Genomic DNA, 19489 nt, shown 5'->3' with positions numbered 1-19489 from the left:
TGGGGGGCGGCTTCGATCTTTCGGTAGTCCCGGCGCAGCCCCGGATGAGGCCATGGTGGAACTCATCAACCGCGCGAAGGCCACGGGCCGGCTGCGCGAGGACTTCGACCCCTCGGACCTGGTCCTGATCCATATGGCCAACGCCGGTGTCGTCAACGCCACCGGCGACGCCGCCCCCGACTCCTGGCGACGAGTCGTCGCCATGCTCATCCAGTCCTGCGAGGCACCAGCCCGTGGGCCCCTGCCTCCTTCGCCCGAGCATGACGCCCTCTACAGGGCCATGCTCCGCACCAGCCCGGCGGACCCCACGACACCGACACCAGGCGAGAGCGCCTGACGAGACGGCAACACCCATGTGGCATCGTCGCCCGAGTGCGGCACCGCCGACGCATCCGACACCTGCCTCGCCGCTGCCCCCCGACGAGTTGGGGAACAGCCCCAGCCCAGCCGATGCATGACTGAAGGGTATGCACAGCGGGTCCGACAGGTGCAGCGGTGTCACTGGCTCTCGGCGCCTACCCGTCGGACCTCGACGACCGGCAGCAACGGGCGCGGAGTGGGGGAGGAGGGTGTGGGGGCGTCGTCGAGGAGGACCCGCTCGGCGATGCAGCCCTGGTCGCACCACAAATCGTGGCCCGACAGCGAGGCGCACGGCGGGTTCGGCGAGAGGGCCGGAGAAACGGACTGGGAGCATTCCCGGCACCGCGCTGGGCCAACTCAGCAATGGCTACGCCGAGTAGCGGATCCGGCCGGAGTCATCTCGCTGAGGCTTCACGAAATTGCGGTCAGGACATGCTCGCTTCGAAAGGAGGGCCTGCGGCGGGGTGTCAGCCGACCAGCTTGTTGAACTTGCGGATCTGCTGATCGAAAACCCGGGCGGGGACCATGCGGCGTAGCAGGCTGATGCGCCGGGCGAATGGGCCGGCAGTGGAGCGCAGCCGCGGCTTGCGCGCGGTGGCCGCCGCGATGACAGCCCGGGCGACGACGGTGGGGGCGTCGCCACCCGTGACCGCCTTGGCGACCACTTGGTCGACATGGCGCGCGTTATCACCGATCCGGCTGGGCATTCCTCCTGCATCAGCACGCGCTGATCGCCGCCGGGCGCCGCCATGATGGGCGGCGGTGCACAACTCAGCCGGCCAAAGTGCCCTGGTGGAAGTACATCCGCCAGCCCGTCTCCGTCAGCCGCCACAAGGAACTCCGCCAGACCTGACGGCCCTGGTTGTCGGCGAAGTACGTCAGGTGAACGATGCCCGGGGCAACGACGGCTCCGGACATGTCGCTGACCTTGACCGGAGACTCCGGGGAGATGCCGCCACCGCTTGTCACCGTGAGGATCGACTTCACGTCCCACCAGCGTCCGGAAGCCCCGATCTCGGTCCACTCCGGATCCAGAAGCTCCAGGACACGGTCCGGCGAAGCGCGCACCTCGGGATCGAGAAGCCGCATCTCGCCGTCAATGGCAGCCTGCACGGCCTGCTCTCGCTCGTCATCCGCCATGCAGGAACCCTACGGACGCCACACGCCTGACAACAGCGAATTGTTCGAAAGAAGCCACCCCACCGGTCGTGCACGCTGAGCGCCTGTATGGAAGCCCCCAGGCTCGCCGCTGAGGCTCCACGACCCTTGAGGGCGCCAGGAGAGACCGGCTACTCGTGAGTGCGACAGGCAGGGAGGTCCTCGAAGCGCAGCAGCGCCCGGACAGGACCCACCTCGCGTGCCTGGTTCTCACCGAGCTGGTCGATGATGACGCTGCAGCCGGCCCAGTCGCTCCCGCACTCCAAGACCATGTCCCTGACCGCGGTGGCCTGGCTGCCGGTCCGATCCAGTCGTCGACCAGCAGCACCTTGTCACTCCGCCCCAAGGAGGACCGCTGAAGCCGAAGACGATGCTCGTGACCCGATAGTCCGGCGTGCTTCGGCGTTCGAAACCTTGTCGCCGGGGAACAGGCCCTGCCAATTACGAACCGGCACGACGTGCGGCCCCTAATCCGTTGTGAAGGTGGTTCCAGAGGCCGCAGTTGGGCTTCTGGGCTGTCTGGTGACGGACGTCTGTAAGGCCCCGGGCCCGTTGAGGCCTATCGGGACACATCCCCTGCCCGGCGGCAGCAATCGCTGCCCCGAGAAGTGGCCGACAGATCAAACGCAAGGCACCGAGGCCAGTCGTAGCGCGAGTCAGGCCACTACTCGGGGCAACACCCGAACATCCACACAGTGGTACCCCGTTGCGACAGCGCGGAACTGCTTCCACTTGCTCACGCACCGCTCGACGGGACTGCGGCGGCGGTACTGCATCTTGTCGAAGGAGGGCGGATGTCCGCCGGCCCGCCTCTTACGCCGGCGTTTGGCCCGCTGGTCATCGGGCTGGGCGATGGTTGCCTTGATTCCCCGTCTGCGCAGATAAGCGCGGTTGTCGCGGCTGGAGTACGCCTAGGCAAGGGCCGGTGCCCGCCGCGCGTTGATCATCACGCCGGGATGTCGGAGAGCGGCCTGCCGTACAGCGCCCTGCCCATGGGAGAGCTTTCGCCTGTGACGTGAGCGCGGATGGACGCGATGTAGCCGTCGCGGCTGATGCGGCCGTCGCCATCAGTGTCCAGGGCAGTGAACGCCGCCTCGGCGTTGGTGGCCGGGTTGTTCAGCGCTGTGCGCAGGGCTGTGAACTCGCAGAGGTCGAGGACGCCGTCATGGTTGGTGTCGGCGAGGTCGAAGAGGGCGCCGAGGACGGGTGCGCAGACGGTGTCGAACGCCTCGGCGCCGGCCCATGCCGCGTACTCGTCGAAGGTCATCTTTCCGTCGCCGTCGGCGTCCATCGACGCCCACGCGCGCTCGCCCAGGGTGCGTGCGGTGACGACGAGCTGGTCGTCGTCCTTGAGTCCCATGGCCAGCGCCACGTTCCTGGTGCGCGCCATGTATTCCTCCCTGGACACGATTCCGTCTCCATCCGCGTCCAGCATGGCGAAGACGAGCTTTTGCGCGGCTGTCTGGTCCATCGAGGTTCCTTCCTCACGGTGTTCGGGTGTGAGCGCTTCGATCCGAGTGGGCGTCCTACCCCTCGGCCGTGATGATCAAGACGCCCATTCGGGGGGCGTGGGGGTCTTTCCCCACGCGCACCGCGCGTAGTGCGCCGGTGGTGTGACTCATGAGCCGGGGACTGCGGAAGCGGCCTGGGGTAGTCACAACCCCTGTGGAAGAACACATTCCGTGGAGGGTGGATGTTCGGCAGACACGGCACAGCAGTTGTGATGAGTTCCCTGGCCCTGGTGGCCTCGTCGGTGGTCTGGGCTCCAGCGGGTCAGGCCCATGAGCCTGTGCACGGAGAGAACGTTCTGTGCACGGGCTCCAGCACCAGCACATACAACCCGCCCTTGACCCTGTTGCCCCGCCCGACCCACGTCCAGACACATGCCAGTTACACGTGCGGGGTTGGTCCCGGCCGGACGGTGCCGGCCACCGGCGACCTGGACGGGAAGTCACCGTCGGCGTCCTGCATCACGGTGAACAGCCCCCGCCTTAAGGAAGTCGTCCACTACGGTGACGGGAAACAGTCATCGATCGCGTACGACAGCAGCACCACAGTGCGTGTCGCCGGCGTCCTCGTGGTCAGGATGTCGGGCCGGGTAGTCGAGGGCCGCGGCGAAGGGCTGACGGCGCATCGGACCGTTGCCGCGCTCCCCGGTGAACTGCCCACCTCATGCCTGTTGTCCGGGCTAGAGGGCAGCAGCGGTGAGGCACAGCTGGAGATCGGGTCGTGAGCCAGACCATGGTGGGCATCCCCACCGAACCGATCGGCAGCATCCCGCGGCCCGCCGAGCTGCTCGCCGCCATGGCGGACCATGCCGCGGGCCAGATCAGCGACGAGGAACTCGCCGCCGCCCAGGACCGCGCCGTCTGCGATACCGTCCGCCGCCTGGAGGAGATCGGCTCCCCGGTCGTCACCGACGGCGAACAGGCCAAACCCAGCTTCGCCACCTACCCCCTGACCGGCCTGAACCGACTGGCACCCGACGGCGTCGTCATCCCGTTCGCCGACGGGCACCAGCGGCAGCTGCCCCGCCTTACGGCCGGACCAATGCGCTACGGCGTGTACGCCGACCGCTACCTGCACGCCGCACTCCGGCACGCGGCCTCACCGGTGAAGCAGGCCGTCATCGCGCCATCGGCGCTCAGCCTGCTCTACCCACCCGACGGCATCGACGGATACCCCCGCGAAGCCTTCCTCGACGACCTCACCGCCGAGGCCGAAACGGACATCCGCCGATGTCTGGACGCCGGCGCCCACCGCGTCCAGCTCGACTTCACCGAGGCCCGTCTCGCGCTGAAGCTCGACCCGAGCGGCAGCCTGCTGGACCAGTTCATCGCCCTCAACAACCGCGTCCTGGAACGCTTCTCCAGCACCGAACAGGCCAGGATCGGAATCCACACCTGCCCCGGCGGCGATCAGGACTCCACCCACAGCCTGGACGTCGACTACACGGCACTGCTGCCCGCACTCCTCCATCTCAAGGTCGGTGCCTTCTACATCCAGCTCGCCAGCGAGCCGGAACCGGACAAAGTCCTCGCCGTCCTCGCTGAACATCTCCCCGCCCAGGCCCAGGTCTTCATCGGCGTCACTGACCCGATCGACCCACGTGTCGAAACGCCCGAGGAGGTACGCGACCGCGTCCTCACCGCCGCCCGTCACCTGCCCCCTAACCGTCTGGGCACCTGCGACGACTGCGGCTTCTCGCCCTTCGCCGACGACACTTCCACCTCCCGCGACACCGCCTTCGCCAAGATCAGCGCCCGCATCGAAGGCACCGCCCTGGCCGCCCGCGAACTCGTGAACGAACACCCCGGACCGTCATCGAAGCCTGCTGGTTAGATCAGAGGCGTGCTGCACAACGGCCTGCACGACCCGGTGGGGTTGTGCAGGCCGTTGTTGTATTGAGGGAGTGCCCACCGTGCAGGCGACCACCCCCCATCAGCCGAGCGGCCCACCTCTCCGCAGCCAGAGGTGGCTGCGAGTCCAGTTGGCAGCTTCGGCGTCGGTCAGACCAGGATTCAAGCCCTTGCGGTTGCAGTCGACCACTGACGGGAGCGCTGGAACCGCTGTTACCTTTCTCTGGCATGGGGGTTCTTCGCGAATTAGTGATCTCTGTCGCAGGGTCAGCCATCTTCCTCATGTTGGTCTGGGTCGTGTCGAGGACGGCTCGCCAAGCCACAGTTTTGATCGTCACTCGCGTACTCGGCCTGGACTTGGAACAGTCGTTCAAGGATGCAGCACACGTGGCGGAGGATCTCCAGGCTGAGTTGGCACGGGCTAGGTGGGTGACGGTGATGACCAGCCGGGGTAACGACCTGCAACGCCATGTGTTCGCAGACACGCTGCGCGCAGCCTCTGCAGGCACCAAACGCGTACGGATACTGCTCCCGGATCCCGATGCCGTCGGCCCGCCAGACTGGATCGACGTCCGGGAGACCGAAACCGGATCCTTCGACCACGCTTATCGGAGCGGGCTTCTCCGTCTGCAGATACGGCAGAATATTTCCTACCTGGCAGCTCACGCAGCCTCGGGGCGAATGGAGATGCGCCTGTACAACCAACCCCACATCGCCCGCATCGTTCTAACCGATCGCGTCGTCTATCTAACACAATACGAGGACACCCGCCACGGACAGCTGAGCCCTGTCAAGAAGTACCGGCGAGGCGACATGTACGACTACCTCTGCCGCACCGTCGCACTCACGTGGGATCACGCGCGTCAGCCGTCGGGAGCTCCCTAAGCACTGACCGGTCAGAAAGGCGCGCTGAAGCATCAGGCTCAGTCCACGCCGGCTTCGTTCCAGTCCCGCAGACGGCGCCGGCAGGTCATGCCTGAGCCGAAGCCGAGGTCTTGCGGCAGGTACTCCCACTGGATGCCGGTGTGCAGCACGTACAGGATCCCGCAAGAGCACCTCGCGGTCCGGCAACGGTTTGCGGCCCGGATACCGGAACCTGCGCTCACGCCGCGGCAGCAGCGGTTCAAGACGGTCCCAAAGCTCATCCGACACGATCCACCGCGACATCACCACACCGGACCGGACGCTCAACTCCCGCCCCAGACACGGCCATCACGACACACCCACCTCATTGTCGTTGTTAAACGGTTGACGTGCCCTTCGACGACGCCGGAGCTGTAGGCGAGTGTCATGCCGGCGAGGACGGCGTCCCAGTCCTCGCGCAGGATTCCGGCGAAGCCCTCTATGAGTGGCGGCGGTACCGCTTCATCGCCTTGGGTATGGGCGTGGGCGAGGCGGAAGCAGTGCTGCCGCCCGCTGTCTGCGTCGCACATTCACTTCAGGCCGCGGATGGTCGCCTCGAACGCCCGGTCCATGTCCCACAGGGGTTCGAAGGTGACGTGGACGACGTGGCCGTAGGTCTGGTTGTGGAACATCTGGTAGCGCCCGAACGCCTCGGGGTCCTCCACTTCGATCAGCGCGTACCCGCCCCATCCGGTGCCGTACGTCTGGTGGTGCACGATGCCGCTGTCGACGTCGCCCCAGTTGCCCGACCGGGCGAACGCCTTGAAGGCTTCGCCCCACGCCTCATCGAGTGCAGGCTTGGTGACGCCCTCGGCATAGACGAAACGCTGAAGGTACTTTTGCCCCATCGACCCACTCCTGCTCCCTGCCCCGGGCAGCCCTTACGCATCGCCCTCGGTGGTCGCAAGATAGCCATCCCCCATCCACGTACCGCCGCATCTCACCCGGTCGATGGCGTGTTTGAAGCCCTTGTCTTACGCGTAGGACGCCAGCTCCCCTTCCGCCGATCGCACACCTACGGGACCTTCCTGGTCGACATCGAGATGTCCGCCCGGTCGACCTGCTGGCCGACCGCACCAGCGAGACGCTCGCCGCCTGGCTCACCGCACACCCCGGCGCTGAGATCGCCTGCTGGGACCGCGACAGCGGCTACAGCCGGGCAATCAAAGAGGCGGCACCGGACGCGACCGAGGTGGCCGATCGCTGGCACCTGATTCAGAATCTGTCGCCCGCGGTCGAGAAGACCTAGGAGTTCTCGGTTCGGGTCGGTCGGCGATGCGGGGGTGCTGAGCCGCGCGACTGGGAGATGTCGACGTGTTCGAAGCAGTCGGCGGAGGTGCGCTCGATCAAGGTCGTGTGTCGATCACGTCTCGCGGCTCGGGCGATCTGACCGGACGTAAATCCCGGCGTGTCAGTGGATCATATTGCGATTTTTCATATTAACGTCCTATGACTGTACGGAGTCGATCCCTTGCGGATCGCACTCGCCTCACTCCATCGGAGATGACATGCAAAAACTTCTCAAGGCTGCCGTCCTGACAGTCGCCCTCGGCAGCGTTGGACTCCTGAGCGCCGGCACCGCCACCGCCACCGGGAACGACGGTCACGGCGGCGGGAACGTCCTACAGAGCTCCCACTGCAGGTCGCACGACCTGAACGTCGACGTCCTCGGCCAGGTCGGCGTCCTCAACGGCGCGCTGGGCAACGCGCTCGGCGGCGAGGGCAACTCGGGTGGGCAGAACACCCACGCGGGCTCGTCCATGGGCTGCGACAACAGCGCCTTCTAGGCCGTGTCATAGCACAGGGGACCGCTGTGCCCTGTTGTGCAGGTCGGCAGGCGGTCCGCATGTCGACGAGGGCTGATCGACGTGAGTCGGCGGCGGGCGCGGACCAGCGTCCCATGGCGAGATCAACCGGTGGAGCACGGGCCGTGCAGACGGTCTGTGGGTTGTTCCGCTGATGGCAGCGCGCCAGTCTGGCGAGCCGTGCTGACCAGGCTGCAGGCCAATGCCGATGACACCGAGACGCCGCTGAAACCAGTTCAGGGATCTTGTCCGCTTTCGCGGATCAGGTCCCTGAACTGGTGTTTCTCTGTCGGGGTATCGGGCTCTTGTCGAGTCAGTGGGGCGGGGCACTCTGGGCGGGGCTCACCTGGCCAGGGCCATCTGGGACCCTGACCTGTATCCAACATCTGACTTGTGTGGTGCCGGACGTATCTTCCGGCGAGGACGAATATGCTGCGGGCCTTCCAGCAGCCCTTCGATGACGTCCGGGTCTTGATGGTCGGTCAGGATCCCTATCGCACTTCGAGGATGGCGATCGGGCTGAGTTTCGCGGTCTCACCCGAGGTGCGTTCGTTGCCGGGGCGTTTGGAGAACATCTTCCGAGAGATGCACTCCGACCTGGGGCTGCCCAGGCCGTCGAACGGCGATCTGACGCCGTGTCGCCAGCAGGTCATGCTCGAGCCGAAGCCCAGCTCCTCGGGAGGTACTCACACTGGATGCCGGTGTGTAGTACATAGAGGATGCCGCACAGCACCTTCCGGTCCGGTAACGCCTTGCGCCCCGGGTACCGAAAGCGCCGTTCGCGCTGCGGCAGCAGCGGCTCCGAGCACTCCCACAGCTCATCCGACACGATCCACGGCGATGTCCCCACACCGGACCGACCCAGGTCCAGTGGGCGAAGAACCGGGGCCGCTGGATAGCGGTCCCGTTCCAGGCTTCCTGTGCCCTCTTCCGCCCCCGCAGCCGCTTGTACTGCTTAGAAGCTGTTGTCGTTTCGATCTTGAGGGGAGTGCGTCGAACGGGAGTCTCGATCGGGTGATCGCAGCTGGCTGCGGGCATGAGAGCAGGGCCTCTTGGTAGCTCGGGTTTGCGAAGCCAACCGAGATCCGGGAGACCCTGTTGCCACAGTTGTACGTGCTCACGCCGGTGGAGTTCAACTCGGCTGCCGCGACGTGTGAATGTGCCGCTCACCGGTTCGGAAATGCTGCCGATCATCCGGAGCGTGTTCGGCGGTGTCCCTCGGACATGACGGACGCGGAGTGGGCCGTGGCCCGGCCGCTGCTGCCGGCGCCGGGCTGGCTGCGTGGCCGGGGCGGCCGGCCGGAGGCGTACTGCCACCGGGCGATGTTCGATGAAAACAGCACATGGCGGCCGAGACCGACGTCAACACCGACGACCACGCCATGCTCACCGTGCCCAGACGCCTTGCCCGGCTCCGCGCGAACTTTGACACGGTGGCTGCCACCGACCCCGCCGCCACATCATCGACAGTGACGACCACACCTCCGGCGAACTCGCCGACCTCATCACCGCGTTGCTGCCGAGCCGATAGCCTCACCCCTCATGGAGCCCGACCTGTCCCACGCCTCGATCATCGTCGCCCGCGACTTTCAGGCCCTCGTCGGCGTCCTGCGCGACACCGGTGACTCCGTCCACGCAGGCCACCTGTTCCTCCCCGGAGGCCGGCGCGAGCAGGGCGAGGACGCCGAGGCATGCGCACACCGGGAGCTGAAGGAGGAAGCCGGGGTCACGGCCCGCAGGATGCGCCCGCGCGGCGAGTACGCGATCACCTCCGAATCCGGTGCCGGCCTGTCGCTGTTCCTCGCCGAAGACCTGCGCCTGGGCGCGCAGGAGCTGACCGACACCGAGGCCAGGCCGGGTTCAAGGTCGAGTGGTGGACGATGGACGACGCCCTCAAAGCAGCGGGAGAAGGACGGTTCCTCTTCCCCGCCAGCCCCGTCGCCCCTGTTCCTCGACGAGCGGCTCCTGAACGCCCGGTGACCAGCATCATGGCGTCCGACACACATCCGACCGAGAGGAGCGTCACCATGCGCCTGAATCGCTTCGCAGCCACGCTGGCGGCTGCTGCGTGTACCGTGCTTGCTGTCCCCGCAGACGCCCACGCCGCCGCCATCGCCTGCGGTGGCTCCGTTTCCACCCAGGGCATCACCGCCAACGGCTGCATCAGCGCGGAGCGGTGGAAGGACGGTCACGTCTTCATGCGGAACATCACCGCCCACACCATCGTGACCAACACGCGACCGCACGCCGCCTACGTCGAGTACGAAGCCTTCTTCCGCGTCGTCTCCGGCGGCCACTGGGTAAAGATCGGCAACGGACGCACCCTCGTCCAGCGACGTTCTACCGTGGGCCCGATCGAGATCGGCAACACGGACCGCGTTTGCGGCCCGGTGAATGTCAAGGTCGAGATCCGCGTCCACGTCAGGCCCGCTGGAGGCGCCTGGAGCAACTGGGCCGGTGCCGCGACCTCCCAGTGCCAAACCTGATAGGCGCCAGACCTGAGCGCACGTACCGAGCCCCCGCTCCTCCACGACCAGGAGGGGCGGGGGCTTCGTCGCCCCCAGTGGACACCCCCCAGTGGAGGAGTGCGCACTACCGCCAGTGGTCAACCGACCGGTGGGCAGTTACCGGGTCACCGTGTCCACCGGTCAACGACCCGGCAACTACGAAGATGTCAGGACCCAAGGCGGCGCAACGGTCCTGACATCGTCCTGGTAACTCTCTCCGACGCGGTGGACACCCGCAGCGGCCCTGACGTCCACCGTGCCGCTACGCGTCCCGTGCAGGGGGCGGGAAGACCTCCGTCAGCTCCGCCAGCCACCCCGTGCGGGCTCGTACGGGTGGCCCTCCGGCGTGAAGATGAGCACGAAGTCCTCTCCCACCCGAACGGCTACCTCCCGCAAGCGGGCCAAGGCATCTGCCGGGTCCGGAAGGTCGAGACCAAGTGCTGCGGCGGCACGGTCTCTCCGGGCGACGAGGTCCGGCATGTCCTCCAGGTACCCGGCTGCGAGCTCGCGACTTTCCTCGTCCGTGAACGCTTGGCAGTCGCGCCACCACGGAGCGACCAACAGCAGCCGCAGGAGCTCAGGCAGGCCGATCGCAACCAGAGCGGCGCCCCCTTCGGAGTCGGCATAGAGGATCGGACGTTCCTCGCCGCCTTCACCGCAGAAGAAGTATGTTCCTCCGGCACCGTCGCCGGCGAACCCCTCAAGCGCGGCACCCGAGGCGAGGTGAACTTCCTCGACATGGTCGCCTCGGTCCAGGTCGAAGTCACCCGGCCAAGCGAGGAAACGGGCAGCTTCGTTCTGCTCGCGGACGGTAATGATCAACGATTCCAGGAGCCGCAGCCTACGGCCCGCTGCCTGACAACCATCATTGGGAATCCAGTAGACGGGTCATACGTTGGGGACGTGGAGCCTGACCCAGCTGGACTCGCCAGGTATGCCGTTGGCGTCGTTGCCCGAGAAGCCGCACTTCTCCTGCCAGGCGGCGTAGGACTTCACGTCACCCGATCCCCACACGTCGGTGTTTGTGCTGGATTGGTACCGGTTGCAGCCTTCGGCGATGAGCCGATCGTGCATGGCGGCAATGATCGGCGATTTCTGTCCGGTGTGGAAGAAAGACGCACCAGGGAACGGTTCAAATTCCGGCTGAGCGGCAGGTGGCATGCCGGGCTCGGTGCTTGGCCCGTCCACGCCGGGCCAGAAATCCACCACCACTGACTTGTCCCATGTGTTCTTGACCGTTTGGTACTGTTTGGCGATGGCGCCAGCTGGGATCTGGGCCACGCCGTCGTAGTGTGCCACCCAATAATTCGGCTCGCTGACCCCGTGCTTGTGGAATTCCGCACGCACCTGGGGCCATGTGGAGGTATTGCAGTAGACCGTCAGCTCGTTGTTGGGCGTGCCGGCCATGGTGTGGGTGCACCAGAAGATCGCGCCCTCCGGCGGCCAGCAGCAGTTGGGCTCCACATCTAGGACCTGACCCTTGGTGTGGCGGCTGATCGCGATCGATATCCGCTTCGAGTGCGGGAACCGCGTCTTCATTTTGTCCATGTTGGCGTACTTACCGTCGACATACCCGGCCACCATCGTTGCACCGGATGGGATCTTGCTGGGCTCAGTCGAGTCGTACATCGTGCGTGTCATGGCGCCTCCTTGGTCTGAATAGCCTGCTTGGTGGGTAGCCGGCATGCACCGCCCGCTGACGCGACCTGACTTCTGCGGAAGTACAGGTACTGTCCGGACAGTCCTGTCGGGGCCCAGTGCGACCAGGGCGGCTTGAAGCACTTTCTGCATATCTACGTTTGCAGTCTTGAGCGACGTGACATCTTCACCAGTCGCCGTCTGGCCCGGCTGGACGTCAGTCACGCACTCCGTCGACTTGGCCACACGCTTGCCTGTCGAGTCGATAGCCTCCCAGTTCCAGCCGCAGCCCGATTTTCCCGAGCTGTGGTTCTTGATCGTCCAGACAGCCCAGATGTCACTGAATCCACCTGCGAGCGGTCATCGATCTTGAAGCTGAGGAGGTCTTTGCGCTCCGTGTTCTGTTCTTGTCCGCCCCGGCGCGACTACTGCTGCTTGGGCAGATGCTGTGAGGGGGCTTGAGGCGTCGTCCCGCTGGAAGCCGGACTCGACTTCGAGCCACCATCGTCGTCACTGCTGCAGCTGGTGACCGCCAGTTCCACCGACGGTCAGCAAGATTGCTACAAAAGTCGATGCAATGAGCCTGTGTTCCAGGGCCCTGTTCCTGGTCGTGCTCTACAACCGTCGTACACCCAATCGGGCGTTGCGGCACTTTGGGAGCAGAAGCGCCTCAAAGGCTCGCTGCCCCGAGTTGGAGGCCGCCACCGGACACATCCGATACGTCGCCACCATGATGGCCACCCACAGCGCGGACCGGCTGCTCCAGTGGATCACCGACGCCCGCGCGGACGAGAGCCACGGACTGCGCAACTTCGCCGACGCCCTCATGAAGGACCTCGACGCAATCACCCTCGGCTTGAACACCCCGTGGAACTCCGGCTGCGCCGGCAGGCACCTCCCCACGCGGCCAACCCAACGTCCTGGCTTGCCGGATGCCGCGGCCTGTACCGACGCTGCGAGCGCAAGGCAGAACACTTCCTCCCATTCGCTGCCATCGGCGCAAGTTTGATCAACTACCGCCGACTCTGCAGATGAAGCAGCAGCTGCGTCGCTGGTTCGGCGTCAGCGAATGTCCCACTCACCGGTCGGAACGCAGTCGTGCACGGTGTGCGCCCAGTCTTGGAAGTTGGCGACGAAGAAGGCCCTCGTCAGGAGGAAGTCGCCAGCTCGTTGGGCCCGTATCAGCAGTCCGAGTTCTTCCGATATTGCATCGCCCTCAACAGAGACCGTGGGCACCATGCCATGGTTCTCACCGTATCCATGGAGCTGTTCCGCAAGTTCGGACGGCACACGGCCGACCAGGCGAAGCCCATCGATGCAGACTTGCGGTCCACACAAGGCATCAACCGCGACGGCAGCCAGATCGCCTGACTTCCTGGAGTACACCATGACGGCCTCCTCGTACAGCGGTGCCTCCTTGGAGCGAAAGCCGGCCTCTGTACCAGAGCACCGTGCGGCCGGGTCATGGACGAATGAGTGCCGGCGAATCCCTGTGCACCCATCGCCGTGGCCATTTCCTCAGCGCTCATGCCGAACCGAAGCGGGCCGACGGCCTCGAACGGCACGAAGTTCCATTGCGCTCGCTCGGCGTCGTCGGCGATGGACCACATCTGTGCGCGTCTCTCCAGGAGTCACCACGGAAGCGCCTCTCGCGCCACGCTGATCAGCAACGACTGTACAACTGCGCCCCGTTGGATCCCCGAAGCTCCGACCTGTCAAAGGAATCGGCGCCTGACGCCCTCTATCGGCTCGGGGGCACCCGGGGGTGTTCGGGCTGCGGGAGCAGTACGGCGACACTCGGCTGGAGGCTGCCCGCCGCAAGGCGATCGCGGTGGGCGATCTACCGGACTGTCAGGGGCATCCTGATCGCCGGCACCGAGATCGACCGGGAACCCGAGACCGGCGACGCCGAGCCTCAGCCTTCCTGCACGGGCCCGAGGGTCTGTTCGTGGCCACCACCCCTACCCAGAGTCGCGGCAGCGTCCCCGACAATCGAGGCCACCATGACGCCGAGGAGGCCGTTCGATGAGCGTGGTGATCACCGCTCTGCGCGACTCCCTCCAGACCTTGCGGCCCTCCGGGATGCTCGAAATCCTTAACGCGCGCCTCGCCCAGGCCCAGAAAGGGCGAACTCGGACACCTGGACTTCCTGCAGGTCCTCTGCCACGACGAGATCACCCGCCGTGAGAGGTTCGCGTTCGAACGCCACCTTGCGCAAAGCCAGGTTCGAGCAGCAAGCCACTCTGGAGGCTGACTTCAATGCCTACCCGATGCTGCCCGCAGCCCAGGCCCTCGGCCACCAGGCCGTCCGCCAAAGCGCCGACGTCCGCTTCACCAAGACCAGCCGCATCCTTGCCGAGCTCGCCGTGCTGGAGCAAGACGTTCCGGGCGAAGTGCAGTAGCGGCCTGGCAGGCGAGTAACCGACACCTGGAACGACAACTGCGACACGATCTCGGGCTCCGTCGAAACGGGTGGGCATGGCGAAGGGGATTGGATCAGACACGGCCGCAGGCTACTAGGGACTGTCGTCAAACCTCGGCCAACGACTGTCCAGTTTCAGGGCTGGTCGAGCCGTCGCAGCAGCAGTTGCGTCGCGGGTCCCGAGGGGTCTGCAGTCAGAGGGGTATGTCAGAGTCTGCGCATGCTCGAGATCGTGGTGAAGACGGAGAACTGGGAGCGGCACGTCCGTGTGTCCGCCGAGGAACTGGGAGGGCTGGTCCGGCGGATCGGTGGTGACGGTGACCGGTTCTTGGTGGTCCAGCGGATACCCGACCTGCCTGACGTCTTCGCCCAGGTGTGGCACGAGGCCGGTGGTGACTACACGCTGGAGTACCGCGATGGTGCCGTTGACCGGCAGTTCCAGGTGATGGTCGACGGGCCCGAGGTCGTGATTGCGGCGATTGCCGGCTGGGCACGCCAGGAAGCCGGATGGGACGGTGGTCTGGCTTGGTCGGTGCTGGACATGGGCCCCGCCCACGAGGTGCCGCCGCTCGACCTCGGCGAAGACGACCTCGGCGAAGACGAGCGCGAGGAGTTGGAGAAGCGCGTCCGTGAGGTGCTGGTTGGCGGCTACGCCTCTCGCGCCGAACTGGCCGAGCTCGCTGAGGAGTACTTGGTCACCAATGACCGCCGGCCCGTCTCACGCGAGCAGGCACAGGCGCTGGCCGACCGGCTGTGGCTGGAGCGGGTTGCGGAGCAGGCCAGGTGGCGGGGCGAGACGGATCCTGAGCGGCTGACCCGCGCGTTCACCGCCCTGCAGGATGCCGGTATCACGGCCCGCGAGAACTTCACCTGTTGCCGTAGCTGTGGCCAGTCCGAGATCGGTGGTGAAGGCGGGCCCGACGCCCGCGGCTTCGTCTACTTCCACACCCAGTGCACGGACTCTGCCGCAGCCGGCCACGGACTGACGCTCCTGTACGGCGGCTTCGACGGCTCGTCCGAGACCACTGCAGCCATTGCCCACGAGGTCGTGGCCGCACTCGAAGCGGTCGGTCTCCACGCCGAGTGGGACCATGACCCCGGCCGGGCCATCACTGTCACCCCCCTGGACTGGCGCCGCCGCCTGGTCGGCTAGCGACCGACCGTCAAAAATCAGACCCACATGAGGAGTGAGGCGAGGGTGACGGCTGCCTAGTAGCACTCTGTCGTCTTGATGCCCTATGGCCGAACTGTTCCCCCGAAGCCCGCCATCAGAGGTGCTGGGTTCACAAGACCGGCAACGTTGGCATGGCCAAGGACCAGATGACTTGAGGCATCGCGACCGACTACGCGGGAAATGCCTTCGCCGTGGAAACCTGGTCCCGGCATGATTCCCACCGTGCATGAAGACGAGGGCCAATGCGGGCGCGCGCGGTACACGCTGGTTGAGGAGGAGCACGGGCATGCCTGGGGCGTCTGCGCCGAGGTGGAAGGGCTGTTCGGGGAGCCCCGGCGGGGGACCTACGAGCTGTTCGGCTGGGTTCCACAGGCAGAAGTGCACGGTTGGGTCGGCGACCGAGTGTGGCTGGTGCCGGACGATGAGACGCTCGATCCTTGGCTGCTGGAGGACACGGAGAGCGTAGGCCAGCCCCTGGGAACAGACAGTCTCGTACTCACCGGCCTGGACGCCTACGAAGGGCCACCCGAGGGACACAGGGGCCAAGTTCGCGTGCACGACGGGCACCGCTGGCTGGGCTCCTGTCGAGAATTCGCCCGCGTCCTGCCGCCGAAACAGTCGGCGCCCCCGCTCGTACTGCGGGGGCTCGCCCAGGGTGATCATCCGCGGGCGGTATTGATGGAGGGCACCCGGCGGGCGCTGGACCTGGAGCAGGCCGCTCTGAAAATACAGGACGACCAGGGCGAGCCGCTCACCGAGCGCTTGCTCTGGGCCAGAGTCAGCGCCTGGCGCCCATCCTCCTACGGGACGGATCGGATCGACCTGGAGCTCGACGGAGAGCTCTTCACGGCCGTTCCCGAATACGCCCGGCCCATCTGGGAGCGGTGGTTCGCCGGGCCGCCGGACACCCAGGGTGCCTGGGCCGGCCTCGACACCCGGCGCCGCGGAGCCTGGCTCGACCTCGTACGAGAGCGGGCCTGCCGGCGCACCCACCGTGACCGGCCGACCGGTCACGCCTACGAACTCGACGGCCGGGACGTCACTGACGAGCCGGGCCTCTACCTGGCGCTCGGCGAGGCCGTGAACGGTCCGGGCGGCTACTTCGGCGGCTGTCTGGCCGCCCTCGACGACTGCCTGCGCGGCACCTTCGGCTACACCGCCCCCGCTACCCTGCTCTGGCGCGAAGCCGCGACAGCACGCGAGCACTTGTCCCAGGCCCTGACACCGGACGGTCAGCCCTACGACCTGTTCGGCGTGGTCCTCGAGGTCCTGGCCCAGGGCGGCATGCACGTCACCCTGGCGTGAGTTGCTGGCACCGGCGCAGCCAAGGGATGGTTCGGCGCGAAGCCGCACCCGGCGAAGCGCTCCTGACGATCCGTGAGGCGCCCTTCACGCTGGCCGAGGGCATCGGACTGTCCTATTCGAGCGGCGGAGTACCGGTGGTGGATGGCCTCGGGGTTCCCCAGTCGGCGTCTGGATTTCATCGCCCCGAGCCAGGAAGGTGCTTTCGTGTTTCCGCCTCAACAACCGCCGTACCCAAAGGGAACGGCGAGGCCGGCGCCGTCATTTCGCGGGAGGGAACATCGACGCCGTGGCACTTCGAGATGACTTGGCGGTGTTGTCTCCCACGACCGGGAACCCGCCATATCCGTCCTCTCCATGACCCAGGCGAGGCGCCTTCGCATTCGGAGTCAGGACGGCCGTGAGTTCGGGCAGCGCCAGGGTGCTGCACGCTCCGTTGCGACGGTCGATACTGCTCCCGGTTGCGTTTGCCAGTCGTCGTGCCCCGCGGGAGACTGTTTGTATCGGTGCAGGCGTGCTCTTCCCGGCGAACGCCAAAGGCGGCAGAGTGTCTTTCGCTCCTTCCGCGCCAGCACCCAGCCCGTTCTGCGGCGGCCCCACTCCAGTCCCGGTCTTCTCGGGAGCAACCATGACAACGCTGCGACTGGCCACATTCAACGTCGAGAACCTGTTTGCCCGCTGGCGGTTCAAAGCCGATGTCGATCCCGCAACCGCCAATACCCGGGGGTGGATTGTCGACCAGACCCGTTTCGAGGAACTGGGCGTGGACGACAAGGCAATCACCGGGGCAGCGGTTCGGGAGCTGCGGGCCGACGTGTTGTGCCTACAAGAGGTGGAGAACGTCGACACCCTCAAGCATTTCCGGGCCCAGGCCCTCGGCGGGCGTTCGGAATACCCTTACGTCGCCGGAGTCGACGGCAACGATCCTCGACTGATCGACGTCGCCGTGCTGTCGAAGCTGCCGATCACACGTATTCGCTCGTACCAGCACCTCATGGACCCCGCGAGCCCGACGGCAGCACTGTTCTCCCGTGACTGCCTCGAGGTCGACATAGAGGTCGAGGTGAACCAGGGGCAGACAACGTCGGTCACTCTGTTCGTCAACCACTTCAAATCAATGCTCGGCGGGCGGGCGCAGACCCGGGCGAAGCGGGAACGCCAGGCCAAGAAGGTGATGGACATAGTCTCCGACCGATTCGGGCACGAGGCTCCGGGAGACCATACGTTTGTAGTCCTGGGCGACTTGAACGACTATCTGGAGCCGGATGGCGACGGCAGTTCCGGCATCGATCAACTGGTCACCTGGGACCAGGTCGAGAACGTCGTGGCCCGCCTGCCCGAGGAAGACCGGTGGACGCACTACTGGGATGACGGCGACGAATACAGACAACTGGACTACCTCCTGCCGTCGGCATCACTCGCTCGGGCGGCGCCGCAGGCGCTCCCGGAGATCTTCCGCAAGGGGACCCCGCTGCGCGCCACGCGGTACAAGGGCCCTCGCTTCCCGGGGGTTGGGCAGGACAAGCCCAAGGCATCGGACCACTGCCCCGTCATTCTCGAGCTCGACGTGTCCTGAGCAGTCGCCGGCCGGGGTCGACGGGAGAGCCGTAACCTCGCTGTTTTGGATCCCGGCGCACCCCGGGTCCGGCAGCACGTACGCGGCGCGTAGGAAGAACTCCAGCGATGCCGTAATCACAGTGAGGTGCCTGTGCGCGAGTCAGTTGTCCGCTGCGCCCGACCCGCGAAGACCACCTCCGACCACCCGCCGCGACCGCCCCGGCGACCTCGCACGTACCCGGCGTCCGGCATCGCGGCGGTGACCAGGTCGACCACTCGCGGCCGCCCAGAATTCGGCTCAGCGCAGTACGAATCGGTCGACCGCGTGCGTGCCCGGGGAAGGCGGATAGGGCGGAGTCGCTGGTCGACCGAACTGGTGACTCAGGGTGCGCAAGCCAATACATCGTGCGATAACGGCACCATGGTAGAGACCTTGACGGCCACGGCCGCGGAAATCAAGATCAGCTTTTCCGGCGTCGAGGCCCGGGAGGCGACCGCTGCGCTCAAACTCCAGGGTGGCGAGGGCCGACGCCGCACCATCCACTTCTGGGACAGCCCGAGGAAGGGCAGCGACGGCATCTCGCTGCCCTTCCTCCAGCGCGGGGTCAGCTTCCGCCTGCGCATGGACGACGAGGACCACGGGTCCGAGCGTGAAATGGACATGACCGTCAAGCTGCGGCCGTGCCCGCCGCTGCCGCCCGAGTGGCAGAAGAACCTCAAGGACGAGGACGAGGACTGGGAGTTCAAGATCGAGGAGGACCGGACCGGTCCCGCCTTCAGGCCCGTCCTGTCCGCGTCGCTCCAGGCCGACATGCAGGTCGATGACGAGCTTGTCGAGTCGGCGCTCAGGCCTGAGCGCGGGGCGCTGGACCAGCTCCTCGCCAAGCCGCACCGTCACCTCCTGCGGGATGCAATGGGGCTGGAGAAAGATGACCTCAAGGGTCTAAGGGCGCTTGGCCCGGTGCACGCCACCAGGTGGAAGCAGGACTGGGATACTTTCGACCCCTCCGTGGCCATCGAGGAGTGGACCATCAAGGACCTGCGCTTCCTTGAGGTCTCGGTGCGTGTGAGCGTCGCCGACGCGGCCACGACCGAGAAGCTGCTCACACAGGCGCTGCGAAACCGCGACGTCGACCCGCCGCGAACCGGCGAGATGAAGACCCAGGCCGTGCTGATCGCCCTCGCCCACGACCTGGCGCCCTGACGACGCCGCGCCGGGATTCCGTCACTCGCTGCCGATTGCTGAAACCGCAGACCGAGGACAGCAGTGAGCGCGCCGCAGCGGACCGCCTCGAGTGCCGTCG

The 19489-nt window shown here is 66.3% G+C and carries 21 protein-coding genes and 2 pseudogenes; 14 read left to right on the top strand and 9 right to left on the bottom strand.

All coding sequences use genetic code 11. The features are described from left to right. Nucleotides 1-52 precede the first annotated feature (52 nt). On the top strand, nt 53-337 hold the full coding sequence (locus IH68_RS0137200) for a hypothetical protein (protein WP_234341726.1): 285 nt from the start codon (nt 53-55) through the stop codon (nt 335-337). 490 nt (nt 338-827) lie between these two features. Here the strand turns inward: IH68_RS0137200 and IH68_RS0137195 are convergent, their stop codons facing one another. The 3 genes from IH68_RS0137195 to IH68_RS0137180 form a co-directional block, all read right to left on the bottom strand. Next, nucleotides 828-1067: a hypothetical protein gene (locus IH68_RS0137195; RefSeq protein ID WP_030944425.1), complete on the bottom strand. Its 240-nt coding sequence runs from the start codon at nt 1065-1067 to the stop codon at nt 828-830. Between the two features lie 64 nt (nt 1068-1131). Then, entirely contained in the window at nt 1132-1500 is a 369-nt protein-coding gene (locus IH68_RS0137190; protein ID WP_030944423.1) for a DUF4440 domain-containing protein, read from the bottom strand. A gap of 964 nt (nt 1501-2464) precedes the next feature. After that, nucleotides 2465-2989, bottom strand: coding sequence for an EF-hand domain-containing protein (locus IH68_RS0137180; RefSeq protein WP_030944421.1), 525 nt, complete (start codon nt 2987-2989; stop codon nt 2465-2467). 375 nt (nt 2990-3364) lie between these two features. Here IH68_RS0137180 and IH68_RS0137175 point away from each other — a divergent pair, with 375 nt between their 5' ends. The 3 genes from IH68_RS0137175 (at nt 3365) to IH68_RS0137165 (ending at nt 5762) form a co-directional block, all read left to right on the top strand. Beyond that, nucleotides 3365-3751: a hypothetical protein gene (locus tag IH68_RS0137175; RefSeq protein ID WP_159403784.1), complete on the top strand. Its 387-nt coding sequence runs from the start codon at nt 3365-3367 to the stop codon at nt 3749-3751. A gap of 11 nt (nt 3752-3762) precedes the next feature. Beyond that, the gene (locus IH68_RS0137170; RefSeq protein ID WP_051833934.1) at nt 3763-4860 is read left to right on the top strand and encodes a cobalamin-independent methionine synthase II family protein; all 1098 of its coding nucleotides are present in this window, start codon (nt 3763-3765) and stop codon (nt 4858-4860) included. A 245-nt stretch (nt 4861-5105) separates the two neighbouring features. Next, nucleotides 5106-5762, top strand: a complete 657-nt coding sequence (locus IH68_RS0137165; protein WP_030944412.1) for a hypothetical protein — start codon at nt 5106-5108, stop codon at nt 5760-5762. A gap of 44 nt (nt 5763-5806) precedes the next feature. Here the strand turns inward: IH68_RS0137165 and IH68_RS50530 are convergent. After that, a pseudogene (locus tag IH68_RS50530) lies at nt 5807-6044 on the bottom strand (transposase); the annotation flags it as partial. 266 nt (nt 6045-6310) lie between these two features. Continuing rightward, nucleotides 6311-6628: a hypothetical protein gene (locus IH68_RS0137155; protein WP_030944409.1), complete on the bottom strand. Its 318-nt coding sequence runs from the start codon at nt 6626-6628 to the stop codon at nt 6311-6313. Nucleotides 6629-6786: 158 nt separating this feature from the next. Here IH68_RS0137155 and IH68_RS59930 point away from each other — a divergent pair, with 158 nt between their 5' ends. Both IH68_RS59930 and IH68_RS0137150 read left to right on the top strand, forming a co-directional pair. Next, nucleotides 6787-7029: a transposase gene (locus tag IH68_RS59930; protein WP_078912786.1), complete on the top strand. Its 243-nt coding sequence runs from the start codon at nt 6787-6789 to the stop codon at nt 7027-7029. A gap of 259 nt (nt 7030-7288) precedes the next feature. Next, a complete protein-coding gene (locus IH68_RS0137150; RefSeq protein ID WP_030944406.1) occupies nt 7289-7567 on the top strand; it encodes a hypothetical protein in 279 nt (92 codons plus the stop codon). 656 nt (nt 7568-8223) lie between these two features. Here the strand turns inward: IH68_RS0137150 and IH68_RS54005 are convergent. Further along, a pseudogene (locus tag IH68_RS54005) lies at nt 8224-8450 on the bottom strand (transposase); the annotation flags it as partial. Nucleotides 8451-9127: 677 nt separating this feature from the next. On the opposite strand from IH68_RS54005, the gene IH68_RS50525 reads away from it, so the two are divergent. Further along, nucleotides 9128-9565 carry an NUDIX hydrolase gene (locus IH68_RS50525; RefSeq protein ID WP_324607694.1) on the top strand — a complete coding sequence of 146 codons (438 nt, stop codon included), beginning with the start codon at nt 9128-9130 and terminating at the stop codon, nt 9563-9565. A 47-nt stretch (nt 9566-9612) separates the two neighbouring features. Beyond that, nucleotides 9613-10071 (top strand): hypothetical protein, encoded by a 459-nt coding sequence (locus IH68_RS0137135; RefSeq protein WP_030944643.1) that lies wholly within the window; start codon nt 9613-9615, stop codon nt 10069-10071. A gap of 318 nt (nt 10072-10389) precedes the next feature. Here IH68_RS0137135 and IH68_RS0137130 read toward each other — a convergent pair whose 3' ends face one another. Further along, on the bottom strand, nt 10390-10914 hold the full coding sequence (locus IH68_RS0137130) for a hypothetical protein (RefSeq protein ID WP_234341724.1): 525 nt from the start codon (nt 10912-10914) through the stop codon (nt 10390-10392). A gap of 66 nt (nt 10915-10980) precedes the next feature. Next, nucleotides 10981-11733 (bottom strand): peptidoglycan-binding protein, encoded by a 753-nt coding sequence (locus IH68_RS58530; protein ID WP_234341723.1) that lies wholly within the window; start codon nt 11731-11733, stop codon nt 10981-10983. A gap of 727 nt (nt 11734-12460) precedes the next feature. Here IH68_RS58530 and IH68_RS59925 point away from each other — a divergent pair. Beyond that, nucleotides 12461-12739, top strand: a complete 279-nt coding sequence (locus IH68_RS59925; protein WP_159403783.1) for a hypothetical protein — start codon at nt 12461-12463, stop codon at nt 12737-12739. Between the two features lie 53 nt (nt 12740-12792). Here the strand turns inward: IH68_RS59925 and IH68_RS0137110 are convergent, their stop codons facing one another. Continuing rightward, nucleotides 12793-13119, bottom strand: a complete 327-nt coding sequence (locus tag IH68_RS0137110) for a hypothetical protein (protein WP_234341722.1) — start codon at nt 13117-13119, stop codon at nt 12793-12795. Nucleotides 13120-13940: 821 nt separating this feature from the next. Here IH68_RS0137110 and IH68_RS58520 point away from each other — a divergent pair. The 5 genes from IH68_RS58520 to IH68_RS0137085 all read left to right on the top strand — a co-directional run bounded on the left by IH68_RS58520 (nt 13941) and on the right by IH68_RS0137085 (nt 19389). Beyond that, nucleotides 13941-14132, top strand: a complete 192-nt coding sequence (locus tag IH68_RS58520) for an ATP-binding protein (RefSeq protein WP_234341721.1) — start codon at nt 13941-13943, stop codon at nt 14130-14132. Between the two features lie 240 nt (nt 14133-14372). Then, on the top strand, nt 14373-15305 hold the full coding sequence (locus tag IH68_RS0137100) for a DUF6891 domain-containing protein (RefSeq protein ID WP_030944396.1): 933 nt from the start codon (nt 14373-14375) through the stop codon (nt 15303-15305). A 231-nt stretch (nt 15306-15536) separates the two neighbouring features. Next, nucleotides 15537-16631 carry a barstar family protein gene (locus IH68_RS0137095; protein ID WP_030944394.1) on the top strand — a complete coding sequence of 365 codons (1095 nt, stop codon included), beginning with the start codon at nt 15537-15539 and terminating at the stop codon, nt 16629-16631. Between the two features lie 625 nt (nt 16632-17256). Then, nucleotides 17257-18204, top strand: coding sequence for an endonuclease/exonuclease/phosphatase family protein (locus IH68_RS0137090; RefSeq protein ID WP_030944391.1), 948 nt, complete (start codon nt 17257-17259; stop codon nt 18202-18204). A gap of 402 nt (nt 18205-18606) precedes the next feature. After that, nucleotides 18607-19389: a hypothetical protein gene (locus IH68_RS0137085; RefSeq protein WP_030944388.1), complete on the top strand. Its 783-nt coding sequence runs from the start codon at nt 18607-18609 to the stop codon at nt 19387-19389. Nucleotides 19390-19489: the final 100 nt, after the last annotated feature.

The sequence above is a fragment of the Streptomyces sp. NRRL S-646 genome (genome assembly GCF_000720765.1).
Classification (GTDB): domain Bacteria; phylum Actinomycetota; class Actinomycetes; order Streptomycetales; family Streptomycetaceae; genus Streptomyces.
This window is presented reverse-complemented; position numbering and strand designations above follow the sequence as displayed.